At 57.3% G+C, this 12,280-nt stretch carries 11 protein-coding genes; 1 reads left to right on the forward strand and 10 read right to left on the reverse strand.

The features are described 5' to 3' along the window. Both NG99_RS25275 and NG99_RS25280 read right to left on the reverse strand, forming a co-directional pair. A partial coding sequence (locus tag NG99_RS25275) for an MmgE/PrpD family protein (protein WP_034899189.1) occupies nt 1-793 on the reverse strand: 793 nt, incomplete at its 3' end. A 445-nt stretch (nt 794-1,238) separates the two neighbouring features. Beyond that, nucleotides 1,239-1,823: a TetR/AcrR family transcriptional regulator gene (locus tag NG99_RS25280; RefSeq protein ID WP_034899191.1), complete on the reverse strand. Its 585-nt coding sequence runs from the start codon at nt 1,821-1,823 to the stop codon at nt 1,239-1,241. A gap of 117 nt (nt 1,824-1,940) precedes the next feature. Between NG99_RS25280 and NG99_RS25285 the strand changes: the two genes are divergently transcribed. Then, nucleotides 1,941-2,528 carry an NAD(P)H-dependent oxidoreductase gene (locus NG99_RS25285; RefSeq protein ID WP_034899193.1) on the forward strand — a complete coding sequence of 196 codons (588 nt, stop codon included), beginning with the start codon at nt 1,941-1,943 and terminating at the stop codon, nt 2,526-2,528. 94 nt (nt 2,529-2,622) lie between these two features. Here the strand turns inward: NG99_RS25285 and NG99_RS25290 are convergent, their stop codons facing one another. The 8 genes from NG99_RS25290 to NG99_RS25325 all read right to left on the reverse strand — a co-directional run bounded on the left by NG99_RS25290 (nt 2,623) and on the right by NG99_RS25325 (nt 12,113). After that, nucleotides 2,623-4,560 (reverse strand): heavy metal translocating P-type ATPase, encoded by a 1,938-nt coding sequence (locus NG99_RS25290; protein ID WP_034899196.1) that lies wholly within the window; start codon nt 4,558-4,560, stop codon nt 2,623-2,625. Continuing rightward, nucleotides 4,557-5,621, reverse strand: coding sequence for a protease modulator HflK (gene hflK, locus NG99_RS25295; protein WP_034899199.1), 1,065 nt, complete (start codon nt 5,619-5,621; stop codon nt 4,557-4,559). The genes NG99_RS25290 and hflK (NG99_RS25295) overlap by 4 nt, the downstream gene beginning before the upstream one ends. After that, nucleotides 5,618-6,550 carry an SPFH domain-containing protein gene (locus NG99_RS25300; RefSeq protein WP_232298370.1) on the reverse strand — a complete coding sequence of 311 codons (933 nt, stop codon included), beginning with the start codon at nt 6,548-6,550 and terminating at the stop codon, nt 5,618-5,620. The genes hflK (NG99_RS25295) and NG99_RS25300 overlap by 4 nt, the downstream gene beginning before the upstream one ends. A 71-nt stretch (nt 6,551-6,621) precedes the next feature. Next, entirely contained in the window at nt 6,622-8,520 is a 1,899-nt protein-coding gene (gene hflK, locus NG99_RS25305; protein WP_052130875.1) for a protease modulator HflK, read from the reverse strand. A gap of 163 nt (nt 8,521-8,683) precedes the next feature. Next, nucleotides 8,684-9,538: a metal ABC transporter permease gene (locus NG99_RS25310; RefSeq protein ID WP_034899203.1), complete on the reverse strand. Its 855-nt coding sequence runs from the start codon at nt 9,536-9,538 to the stop codon at nt 8,684-8,686. Then, complete coding sequence (gene sitC / locus NG99_RS25315) at nt 9,535-10,392, reverse strand: iron/manganese ABC transporter permease subunit SitC (protein ID WP_034899224.1); 858 nt, start codon at nt 10,390-10,392, stop codon at nt 9,535-9,537. The genes NG99_RS25310 and sitC overlap by 4 nt, the downstream gene beginning before the upstream one ends. 7 nt (nt 10,393-10,399) lie before the next feature. Next, the gene (locus NG99_RS25320; RefSeq protein ID WP_034899227.1) at nt 10,400-11,218 is read right to left on the reverse strand and encodes a manganese/iron ABC transporter ATP-binding protein; all 819 of its coding nucleotides are present in this window, start codon (nt 11,216-11,218) and stop codon (nt 10,400-10,402) included. Nucleotides 11,219-11,225: 7 nt separating this feature from the next. Beyond that, complete coding sequence (locus tag NG99_RS25325) at nt 11,226-12,113, reverse strand: metal ABC transporter substrate-binding protein (RefSeq protein ID WP_408606441.1); 888 nt, start codon at nt 12,111-12,113, stop codon at nt 11,226-11,228. Nucleotides 12,114-12,280: the final 167 nt, after the last annotated feature.

The raw sequence follows: 12,280 nt of genomic DNA on the forward strand, positions 1-12,280 counted from the left end.
CTTTGTTAAATACCGCCATAATTTCGCATTCCCCCTGTGGAAACAGCGACAGCCGTTCAGGCGCGAGGGGGATGCCGAAGGAAGCGAACAGCCCGGCCTGACCATCAAGGATGGAAGCGGAGCCTGTCGCTCCCAGCCCGGCCAGCCTGAGTGCGGTGATGGCGTTGCGCGCCGCAAACCCCGGATGGAAATACATGTCGTCAGCGCCGCTGTGCGGCCATTCATTTAAACCACCAAAGGCGTTGGCGGCGAAGGCCAGCGCGTTAATGGTTTTTTCCCGGTCGAACCGCAGCAGTGCGGCTCCCGCCAGGGTTGCCGCCAGCGGGCCAATCAGGCCGGTAGGGCGAAAGTGACGCGCCATCTCCGGCGTAATCAACACGCGGCCAATACGCCCGCCGAGTTCATAACCTGAAATAGCCGCCGCAAGCGGTGAGACAGCCAGCGTTGGATTTTCCGCCGCCAGTGAAATCAGCACCGGCCAGATCGCTACGCCCATATGAGAAATGCTGCCGGTATGCATGTCTTCCCGCACCAGGCCGTGGCCTCTGACCGCATTGGCAAATGCCGCTTCTTCCGCACTGGCGCGTATCGCTTCGCCCACTACCGGCACCCTTCCGCTGCTTTTCGCCGCAATATCCCGCACCTGCTGGCTCCAGGGTAAATGCGCTGACTCCAGCGCGCAGGATAAGAAATCGAGAAAGCAAATCGCCGATTTCACTCGCGCTGCTTCAGGAAAGGCAGAGGATGAGATTGCCTGGTCAGCCAGCTTGCTTAGCAATGTTGCGTGTTCCACTGCGCATCTCCTCCAGTTATTTCAGTTAATTCAATATTTTATATGTATCCGGACCGACCCTCTGGTAGCGTGCCGATCCGATAAGGTATTACAGTAATACAATATACAACCAAGCAAGTGTGTGATCTTTCCCTCAAATCGAGGCAAGAGACGCAGAAGTCTCCCGACCTTAACGCCGGTATCAGCGGCGACTGTACGAGCTGCGTTGGAAGACATTAGTTACGAAGGGACATGGACGAACTGTGCCAGACAACGGGCCTGTATTGTCTCTGGCGTGATGGCGCAGTAGGTTTATCCCTCAGGCGCTGGGGGAGGGTATTTCAACGCGGAGGAAAATCCCCAGGAAACGCTGTCAGCGCTGCAATCTTTTCTGATCGGCTGATATTTTCGTGGGGAGCTGGTAAGGAGTGGTTTTCCGGGTCAACGGGCCATGATAACGATCCGTTCAGCCTCTCTGCACCATCGCGATAATGACGTGAAACAGTTCATCCTTTGCCTGCTGGGCGGTGATCACCCCGTTAACCACCGCCCATGACAACCCTTCGGCGGAGCCGAGCATTGCGCGCAGAGCAGCATCACTGAGAGGGTGACGGCTGAAGGGAGCAAACAGTTCGCGACATTTTGCGGTAAAAGTAGCGGCGTAATCCTGCCTGATTTGCTCCAGCTCGGGCGTTCCGGCAAGCGCTGCCATCACGCTGGGCATCTCGCGCCCCTGAAGCAGCACGCACTCAATGTATGCGTTAGCGATAACCGCCGCCAGTTTCTCCGCCAGCGGTTCCGTTTTGCCGATAATCGCGTCCATCAGCGCCGTTTGACGACGGTCATACTCTGTATACAGCGCGCCCAGCAGCCCGGAACGGCTGGTGAAATGATCGTAAACCACCGGTTTGGTTACGCCAGCCTGTTTCGCCAGATAGCCGAGGGTCAGGGCTTCCGTCCCTTCTTCACGGATAATTCGCCATGCGACTTCGACCAGCTGTCTGTGGCGCTCTTCTCTGGATAAACGCTGCCGGGTGAGTGATTCGGGCATCGCAGCCGATCTCCTGTTGATATGGTTATATACTAAAGGTAACTTACTGGTGGTAAGTTACTGTTGGTATATAAGGCTACGTCTGATACTGGTTTGTTGCAACAGGGAGAACCCAAAATGCAGGCATTGATCGTTATTTCTCATCCTGGCGATACCTCGCTGACCCGCAGCGCAGCAGAGGCTATTGCGCAAGGGATTACTGACTCGAACCCGGAAAATACCGCTGAAATCGCCGATCTTACCCGCGAAGGGTTTAATCCGGTCTTTTCTGCCTCTGACATGGCGGCTTTTCAACAAACGGCAGCCACGCCAGCTGATGTCGCTGCGGAGCAGTCCCGCATTGATAACGCTGATGCGCTGGTTCTGGTGTTCCCGGTTTACTGGTGGTCAATGCCGGGCTTGTTGAAAGGCTGGATCGATCGCGTCTTTTCAAACGGCTGGGCTTATGAAGAGGCCGCCGACGGGAGCATAGTGAAAAAACTGCGCCATCTGCCAGTGCATCTGGTGGCTTTGGGGGCCGCCGGACAGAAGACATATGAAAAGCACGGTCTTGCCGATGCCTTTAACGCGCAGATAACTCACGGTATTTTCGACTACTGCGGCGCGCCGGTAGCGACCTCAGCCCTGCTGCTGATGCCGGAACTGAAAACGCCGGAGGGCTGTCTTGAGGCCGCACGGAATATCGGACGCTCTGTGTTCAGGTGACAGAGAGAAAGAGCAGGTAAAGCCACCCTGCGTCTGGTCAGGGTGGCTATCCCGGCCTGAGAAAGCCGCTGTAAACCCATGGGATGAGCAGGACCTACTCAGTCAGGGATGCGGTTACCGTTTGTCCATGCCGATCGTCAAATTGCAAGAGCCGACCGGTATTGAGCAGCACCAGAAGCGTACTGAGATTATGCAGCAGCGCCGCGACCAGCGCGCCTGCGGAGCCAAGGAACCCCATGGCGGCGGCGACAACGATCAGAATCGTCCAGCCCAGCCCGATAAACACATTGACCCGAAGCGTGGATCTGCACCGCCGGCTCAACCGAATCGCCAGGGGCAGGCGGCGTAAATCGCTACCTGTTAAGACCACATCGGCGGAGGCCAACGCGATATCGGCGCCGTTGCCGCCCATAGCGATACCCACGGAGCCTGCTTTTAAAGCCAGGGCATCGTTGATGCCATCCCCGACCACCATCGGTCGCCACCCTTCATTTACGGCCTGCTGGACCTGCTGTAATTTTTCAGCCGGAAGCATTTCTGCCGTCAGCTCGTCGATCCCTGTGCGTGACGCGACGCGCTGCGCCACAACTTTTCGATCGCCGGTCAGCAATAACAGCCGGTGAATACCCAGTGTTTTAAGCGTCGCCATCGCCTCGGGCGCTTCCGGTCGGAGGGTATCATCGAGAAGAAACCAGCCGAGAAATATGCCCGCCTCAGCGAGTCCGACAACCGGACCATCATGATCGGGTAAGGGTACGGTGTTGACCTGATAGCGCACAAACAATTCGCGTCGTCCAAGCAGCACCTGTCCCGCATCGGTAGTGGCGACCACACCCAGTCCGTGGATTTCCTCAACATCCCGCAGCGGGATGTCTTCACCTGCCGGGATGGCCTCCGCCATCGCCTGGCTGACCGGATGATTACTTGCCGCGCCCAGGGCCGAAGCCAGCCGTAGTATGGCCTCGCGGGGATGCTCTGTCGTAAGCATGACATCGACAAGTCGTAATCTTCCCTGGGTCAGGGTGCCGGTTTTATCAATAATGACGGCATCGACATCCGCCAGTTCCTCGAGAAACGCCGCATTACGGATCAATATGCCATGTCGTGCGGCTACGGCTATCCCCGCCATCGACGTTGCCGGTGCGGACAGTACCAGGGCGCAGGGGCAGGCCGCCACCAGCACCGCCAGCATGGCCTGACTGTTGTACGTCAGGAACCAGGTGGTCGCGGCAATCAGCAGCACCAGAACGAGGTAGTGGCTGGCGTAACGTTCCAGCATCCGGGTGATCGGCGGTTTAGCCTGTTCGGCGTTTTTCATCAGGGCGAGCACTTTTCCCAGCGTCGACTCTTCACCGGTGTGAGTGACCTCCACGCGCAGTAAGCCATTCAGGTTTAGCGTGCCGCCGAACACCGACATGCCTGCCGATGCCTCTACGGGAACCGATTCGCCGGTGATGGAGGCCACATCAAGGCTGGCGTGGCCGGAGAGGATTCGTCCATCGGCAGGAATTTGATCGCCCGCGCGGATGTCGACGACGTCGCCGGGACGCAGGTGGTGACTGCTGATATTTTCCAGCGAGCCATCACTGCGTACCCGCCGCGCCTGGCTGTGCGCCAGCTTGCTCAACCCGGCAATGGCCTGACGGGTGCCCATTACGCTGCGCTCTTCAAGAATGTGGCCGAAAATCATAATCACCGGGAGCAGTGCGGCGGTCATTAAATCGCCCAGCGCCCATGCGCCGAGCATTGCCAGGACGATAAGCAGATCGGTGACGCCGTGAAGATCCGGATGAAGCAAACTGTGCCAGCCCGCCCGGAATACGGGTACGGCGACCAGTAACCACGCGACGCCGGACAAAATGTCGCTGATGGCCGGCTGTTGCGGGGCAATGACCCGCCACAGCAGGCTCAACAATAACAGCCCGATGGTTATCATCGCGAGCGTAAGCTGGCGCGACATACGACGTTGTTCAGCAGGCGTTTGCAGGTCGCTGTTAAAGTGCAGATGTCCGTGGCTGCATTGCTGGCTCATGGTTTTGCCTCGTTGGCTGGTGGGGTGGCCGGTGGCGGGAGGAGCCCCTGTAAGATCAGGCGGCCGTCATCTCCGGGGGCGACGGTGATCACCTGCCCGGCCTGAGCCAGAATTTTGGTCACTCTGTCGCGCCACAGGCGCTGTAACAGCCCCTTGTCCGTGCCGTCGCGCAGGGTTTGCGCCAGCTGTAGAATTTCCTGAGTATCAATGTTGGCCCTCGCCAGGGTTTCCTGTCGGCTGGCTTCTGCCTGTTGGAGCAGCCGGTCCGCCTGCTGCTGCGCCTGCTGCATACGCAGCGCCGCCGCCGTGCGCGCCCCGGCGATCTCCTTATCTGCCTGCTGGCTGGCGGTCAGCACGGTATTAAATGCCGCAACGGCATTATTCGGTAACGACGAAACAATATCGACGCGTTCAATGGTAATGCCCGGATCGTTACCGCTGGCCGCCATTTGCGCGAGGTTTTGCAACAGAACTTGTTTAAAGTCGCTACGCAGACGAATACGCTCTTCCGCCGAGTGCTGGTCATTCTGCGGCGTCTCGGGTCTGGCAACAAGAATCGCGTCCAGATTGCGCTCCATACTGACCACAGCGGCCGCACGCTCGGTCAGCCGGTCGATCAGCGGATCGATATGAGGGCGTTGCAGCGCAAAGCGTACCGGGTCGCTGACGCGCCAGAAAACGCGCACATCCAGCTGCACGACGCCTTCGTCGCCGGTTAAAAGATAACCCGCGCCAGCCCCGGCATCACCCTCGCGCTCCCAGCTGTTGATCCGTTCCAGCTGCTGGCTGCGGCTTAACACCGTCACCTCTCTTTCCTGGATACGTTCCCCGGCTGGCACCAGTTCGATACTGTCGATCGGGCGCGGCCAGGCGAGTAACAGACCGGCATTCGCCACGCGAACAGGTTTGCCAAACTGAAAAACCACGGCTTTGCTATCGGGTGCCACCTGGTGGACACAGGAGAATAGCCAGGCGGCGGCGGCGAGGATCGCCGCGCCGTAAAGCGAGAAGAAGGCGATGCGATAAGATTGTCCCCAGGGTGTCCGTTCGGCTGCTGTCATGGTTGTTTTGTCTCTTTCGACTCCTGCGGGGCAGGTCCTTGCACTAATGTCCTGAACGGTTCCGCATCGGTGCGCAGCACCATGCGGGTGCTGGGATTGACAATGCTACTGAGCGTATCCAGCGATCGCAGCAGGTCATAAAGCTGCGGGTCGCTGGCCCTGGCCTTACCGTAAATTCCGGCCGCGTCGCGCTGCGCGGCGGCGGTAATGGCTGCGGCTTTGACCGACGCATCGGCTTCCAGAATGCGTGCGTCGCGATCGGCTTTTGAATGAATTTCAGCCGCCAGACGTTTGCCTTCGGCTGTGCGCTCGGCTGCGATGGTTTCGCGTTCGGCGCGCATTCTGTCTACGGTCGCGTTCAACGTAACGGCAGGCAGCGTCAGGCGCTCAATGCCGGTCTGGACGATCTCAATGCCGTAGCTGTTAAGAAGCTGAGCGTTGAGCTGGGCCTGAAGCTGCTGTTCAAGCTGAGCGATTCTGACTTTTTTACTGTCCACATTGACGATATCGGACAGCGCATAATTGCTGGTGGTGGTTTCCAGCGCGGAGCCAATAAACGTGCGAATTTGCCGCGCAGCTTCATCCGGCTGGTTTTGTACGGCGCGGATAAAACGCAGCACGTCTTTATCATCTGATTTGACCTTCCAGATAGCCCAGGCCTGGACCAGGATCCGCAATCCGTCGCGGGTGCCTACATCCTGTAAACCACTGGAGGTAGAGTGAATGCGCAGATCCACATCAAGGGGCGTTTCGAAGGGAGCCGGAAGTCGCCACGCCAGACCCGGCGTGAGTATCACGCGTACCGGATCGCCGAAGCGAGTGACCACGGTCGCACTACCGGCACGAACTTCCAGCAGGCTGGCCGTCAGCACCGCAAGCAGGACCAAAAATGCCGCCGCGCCGAGGCGCAGGGCACGTTTGCGGCGCAACGGGGCCGGTTTCTGAGTCCGTCGCTCAACAGCATTTGGCGCAGCGTCGGTCGGAGTTATTGCATGGATCTTCATGGGTTACGGGCCCTCTGTGGAGCGGTAGTGTCGGACAGCGCGGGAGACTGGCGTAAGTCCAGCACGGGTTCGTTCGCACCCTGAAGATGATTATCCAGGATCAGCAGCGGCGTGCGGGCCAGCGTCTGGCTCAAAATGTGGTAACGTCTCTCGGTAATAAAGGCCTCTCCTGCCAGCTGCCATGCCTGACGCTCTGCGGCAGAATTGGTTGCCGCGACGCTGGCCTGCGACAGGTTTTCCGCAGAGACCGAGCGGGCGTTATTGATACTGGTGAACGCATTACGTTGCGCTTCGCTCGTTACCCTGACCGCATACCCTTTTTCGCGCGCGATCAGGGCCTTTGCCGCGATTTGCGCTGCCTGCACGCCATGATAGGCATCCGCCGCTCCGGCGGGAGGATGAATGGCCTCGATGCGGGTAGAGAGTAATTCCACCCCGGTATTCAGGTCGATTAGTCGCTGCTGGATTTGTTGACTCAGTCCGGTCGCCAGGGTCGCCCGCTGTTCATTAAGTAATTCATCAAGCTGCTTGCTGGAAAACTGTTTCACCAGCACCTGACGGGCTACGCTGCGGATCAGCGCGGGCAGATCCTGCGCCTGATATTGATTGTTAAGCGCATCCTTATCTTTCAGGCCCACGCGCCAGATCACGCGGATATCCATATTCACTATCTGAAAATTCTGACTGTCCATGGTGGAACTGGCGATAACCTGCGACTGGTCGGTGGCGTGGTTGCTATCCCAAAGACGCCAGCTACTTTGCGGGGCCGGGCCTTCAGCGCTGTCAGGCTGCGTATCCGGCTGCTGAACTTGTGTCATATCGCTGAGCTGTAATTCATGTACCGCGCCATTCTCAACCGCGATAACCTTGCCGAATGGCCAGGGTAACCCGGCGTGCAAACCAGCAGGGAGAACCGCTGTCGGGCGGCCAAAACGCTCATATATGCCCCGCTGATGTAACGGTACTTCCGTCAGCCCGCTGAGTAACCATCCCAGCAGGGCGATACCGCAGATAACCGGCAGGAGTCGTTCCCCCATCAGCCGGAATGCCTGAATCTGTCGCAGATCGACGCCAAAATTTTGCTGGAATGATTCCAGCATCCGCAACAGCAACCGCGGCGGCCACTGGTACAGGGCGGTGAACAGGCTGCGGGTAAGAAAGCGCGGAGGGGTTTGCTCCGGCGGGGGAAGGGTCAGCACCGCGAGAGTACGCAGCAGATACTCCAGCGCCATCAGTAATATAATCAGGCTGCCCAGTTTGATGCCCCACAGCGCCAGCGCCGGGAAAAGCATGGCGATCAGCAGTGAGGCAGTCAGTAATAAAAAGACGCTGAGTAGGGTGCGGACAAATCCAATGTGTTCTTTTTGATAATGCCAGCCACGGATCGTTCTGAAGCTGAGCATCCGTTCAATCAGCAGCAAGGCAAAACAGAGCAGAATAAAAAAGCCGGGAGCGATCAACCTGGGGACGTCGGTCATATCAACAGATTGAGCGTCAGCAATATTGGCGACAGAAAACGCGATTGCCAACGTTGTGGTAAGGAGAGTTATCGCCAGATGCTGACGAAAATAATGCAGCCAGGCCTGTAGGTTCGGCGGCAATATCCGCCGGAAGGCTGGAGCACCCTCCGTCACGACATTCGCGCTTTCCCGTTGCTGCCAGATAACATCTTCACAGCGTAATGAGTTTCTGACAAACGCTAACGCCACCAACGCTGTCGATAGCATCAGGCGCGTGACGGGCGACCAGAAGCCCTCAACGGCGAAGAGTTGCAGGAAAAAATAGAGCGCGCCTGCAATAGCCACCATACCCAACAGGCAGGCTTGCGCAATTAACAGACGCTGGCAGAGCGGAGTAACCTTCGGAGGATGCACTGATGAAGGGGATGGCGCCATATACTCTCCACATGACCCGTCGCTGCCCACATCAACTCACTCCGGGCAAAATTTGCTGACGGTAAAGACTGGCCTGAAAACCTCTATTGTTACAAGGTAACATACGAAACAGAAACAAAGCCTCTTTTGATTGGTAATGCTATGTTTCCGATCGCAGCAAATCTTATTCGTCTTGCAGTGCCGGTAACCTGCGTCTTTCCTTATGTTTTGCCTTCAGGCTGGTCACGACAAATGTCGCAATAAACACTATCGCGAACACCACGACAATAGTGGGCGCAGGCGCGCTGTCGATAAAAAACGACAGATAAACCCCGCTGAGCGAGACAAGTACCGCAATAACGACAGCGAGGAACAGGGCAACATGGAAGCGATTGGTCAGCAGCACGGCTATTGCGCCTGGGGCGATCAGCAGGGAAATGGAGAGGATGATCCCCACCGCTTTCAGCGTCGCCACAATCGTCAGGGATACCATGCATAGCAGGCCATAATGCAGCCAGTGCGTCCGTAACCCACAAGCCCGCGCCTGCTGACTGTCAAAACAAAAAAGCAGTAAATCCCGCCACCTGACGCCAATAATTAGTGCGACAACGGCGGCGATGATACCCGTTTGTCCAATATCCGTCGCGCTGATCCCCAGCATGTCGCCAAAGAGGATATGGTCGAGGTGGACCTCCGGTTTTACGGCGATATAAAGAATCAATCCCGTGGCGAACATGCCGGAAAAAACGATACCCATTACGGTATCCTGCTTTATGCGACTGTTATCTTTCAGGTAGCCGGTGGCGAGGGCGCAGAACAGCCCGGCGACGAAAGCGCCCGTCGCCAGCGGCAGACCCAGTAGCCAGGCGAGGACCACGCCCGGAAAGACCGCATGGCTCATGGCATCACCCAGCAGCGCCCAGCCTTTCAGGACCAGAAAGACGGATAAAAGCGCGCAGGGAACGGCGATTATCGCTGAAATCAGCAGCGCATAGTTCATAAAAGGGAACTGTAGCGGTTCCAGCAGGAGTGTCATCATTTGCGGACTCCCGCTGCCTGGCGTGCATGGCGACGGTGCGCCAGCAGGCCGTGCGTGGGGGCAAAGACAAACGCCAGCAGAAACAGCAGCGTTTGCGCTACCACGATAATGCCGCCGGTGGCGCCATCCAGATAGTAGCTGGCCCACGCGCCGAGAAAACTGGTTATGCTCCCGATGGCTACCGCGATAATCAGCAGGCGGGGAAAACGATCGGTCAGCAACCATGCCGTTGCGCCAGGCGTCACGACCAGGCAGATCACCAGAAACGCCCCCACCGTTTGCAGCGCCGCCACCGTCGAAACGGCCAGCAGCGTGAAGAAAAGAATTTTTAACCTCTCCGGACGCAGGCCGATGGCGCGGGCGTGATGCTCATCAAAAAAAGTCACCATCAGGTCTTTCCATTTGAAAAACAGCACGATAATCGACACGCCGCCAATGAGGGTCAGCTGCAGGATATCTGCCGGCGCGATGGCCAGAATGTTGCCGAGAACGATGGTCTGAATGTTTACGGCTGTTGGATTTAACGATGCCATAAACAGCCCGAGGCCGAAAAACGAGGAGAAAATCAGTCCGATGACCGCATCCTCTTTCAGGCGGGTGCGCTGATTGAGAAACATCATGCTGCCCGCCGCCAACCCGCCCGACAAAAATGCGCCCAGTGAGAACGGCAGACCGAGCATGTATGCCCCGGCGACGCCAGGGACAATCGAGTGCGACAGCGCATCGCCAATCAGCGACCATCCCTTCAGCATCAGATAGCAGGAGAGAAAGGCGCACAGCCCGCCGACCATGGCCGAGACCCACATCGCGTTGAGCATATATTCGTAGCCAAACGGCGCCAGTATGGCGTTGATCATGGCATCACTCCCGCTCATTGGTTGCGACCCGCTGCGACACAAACGTTCTTTTCTCCCCGGAGAAAATCCTGTCTTCAACATGGGCTGGCGGCATGTGGCGAAGCACGCCGCCGAAAGCCCGCTCCAGATTCACTTCGTTAAAGGTGGTTTCCGTCGGCCCACTCGCCAGCACCGTGCCTTTGATCATGACGGTATAGTCGCAGAAATCCGTAACGGAACTGAGATTGTGGGTGGAGACCAGCATGGTCTTGCCCTCGTCACGAAGTTCACGCAGCAGGCTGATAATTCTGGCTTCCGTTTTTACATCCACACCGGTAAAAGGCTCGTCCAGCAGAATAACTTCTCCCTGCTGAGCGATGGCGCGCGCCAGAAAAACCCGTTTTTTTTGACCGCCGGAGAGTTCGCCAATTTGTCGGTGGCGAAATGCCTGCATATCCACGCGTTCCAGTGCTTCCATCACCAGGCGGCGATCCTGCTCGCGGGGGATACGCAGCATCCCCATGTGGCCATAACGCCCCATCATCACCACATCCTCTACCAGGACTGGAAACGACCAGTCCACGTCTTCCGATTGCGGAACGTAGGCGACGAGGTTTCGCCGCAGCGCCAGCGACGGCGGCAGCCCCTGAATGCGTATCGTCCCGGCGGCCAGGTGAACGAAGCCCATCACCGCTTTAAACAAGGTGGATTTGCCGGAACCGTTCACCCCGACCAGCGCGGCAATTGACCCGCCCGGTACGGCAAAGGTCGCGTCCCGCAGCGCAGTATGGCCGTTGCGATAAGTTACGGTGACGTCAGAAACGGTAATGCCTCTGGCCTGCATCATAACCTTACCCCTTTATGCCATCTTTAAGTCCCCGCACCAGAGTGCGAGTGGTGACCTTCAGCAAATCAATATAAGTCGGCACGGGCCCGTTTTCCGCACTCAGCGAATCCACATAGAGCACGCCGCCGTAGTGCGCGCCAGTCTCACGCGCGACCTGGCGCGCTGGCTTGTCGGACACGGTACTTTCGCTGAACACTGCCGGGATATGATTTTTATTTACCTGATCTATGACGTGACGGACTTGCTGTGGCGAGCCCTGCTGATCGGCGTTGATGGGCCACAGGTACAGGGCTTTCAGCCCTAAATCACGCGCCAGGTAGGAGAATGCGCCTTCGCTGGAGACCAGCCAGCGCTGATTTTCAGGGATCTCCGCTACCTGCTGACGCAGCGGTTCGAGCGTATTGATGATTTTTTTCTTATAGTTTTCCGCGTTGCGTTGATAGGTATCGGCATGGATCGGATCGTATTTCATCAGCGCATCGCGAATGTTATCGACATAAATCAACGCGTTGTCTGGCGACATCCATGCATGTGGGTTCGGTTTACCGTTGTAGGGCCCTTCGGTGATGCCCATCGGTGTGATCCCGCTCGTCACCACAACTTCCGGTACGCCCTTGAGATGCTGATAGAAGCGCTCGAACCAGCGTTCCAGATACATACCGTTAGCCAGTATTAACTGGGCGCCCTGGGCACGTTTAATATCCCCCGGGGTCGGCTGGTATTCATGAATTTCCGCGCCGGGTTTGGTGATGGAAGTCACCTCTGCGGCATCGCCCGCCACGTTTTTCGCCATATCGGCAATTACGGTAAAGGTGGTGATCACTTTAAACTTTTCAGCGGACCAGGCGCTTGCTGTTGTTCCCGCAGCCAGCAAAACGCCAAACAGCACCATTTTTAACCCTTTTATTGGTTGCATCGTAGAAGTGTCCTGAGGTGTTTGATGTCAGAAAAGATAGCATATGCTATTTTGTATAGCACATGCTATACTTTTATTGGAAATAATTCTCATTATTATTTATTGCGGCGTGTTCAGGTTCAGTCGTGAACAGGCATGAGTAT

Source organism: Erwinia typographi (genome assembly GCF_000773975.1).
Lineage (GTDB): Bacteria > Pseudomonadota > Gammaproteobacteria > Enterobacterales > Enterobacteriaceae > Erwinia > Erwinia typographi.

Excerpts from the sequence above, each read along its gene's own strand:
- NG99_RS25280 (WP_034899191.1), bottom strand. The coding sequence starts at position 1,823 with ATGCCCGAATCACTCACCCGGCAGCGTTTATCCAGAGAAGAGCGCCAC.
- NG99_RS25285 (WP_034899193.1), top strand. The coding sequence starts at position 1,941 with ATGCAGGCATTGATCGTTATTTCTCATCCTGGCGATACCTCGCTGACC.
- NG99_RS25290 (WP_034899196.1), bottom strand. The coding sequence starts at position 4,560 with ATGAGCCAGCAATGCAGCCACGGACATCTGCACTTTAACAGCGACCTG.
- hflK (WP_034899199.1), bottom strand. The coding sequence starts at position 5,621 with ATGACAGCAGCCGAACGGACACCCTGGGGACAATCTTATCGCATCGCC.
- hflK (WP_052130875.1), bottom strand. The coding sequence starts at position 8,520 with ATGGCGCCATCCCCTTCATCAGTGCATCCTCCGAAGGTTACTCCGCTC.
- NG99_RS25310 (WP_034899203.1), bottom strand. The coding sequence starts at position 9,538 with ATGATGACACTCCTGCTGGAACCGCTACAGTTCCCTTTTATGAACTAT.
- NG99_RS25320 (WP_034899227.1), bottom strand. The coding sequence starts at position 11,218 with ATGCAGGCCAGAGGCATTACCGTTTCTGACGTCACCGTAACTTATCGC.
- NG99_RS25325 (WP_408606441.1), bottom strand. The coding sequence starts at position 12,113 with ATGGTGCTGTTTGGCGTTTTGCTGGCTGCGGGAACAACAGCAAGCGCC.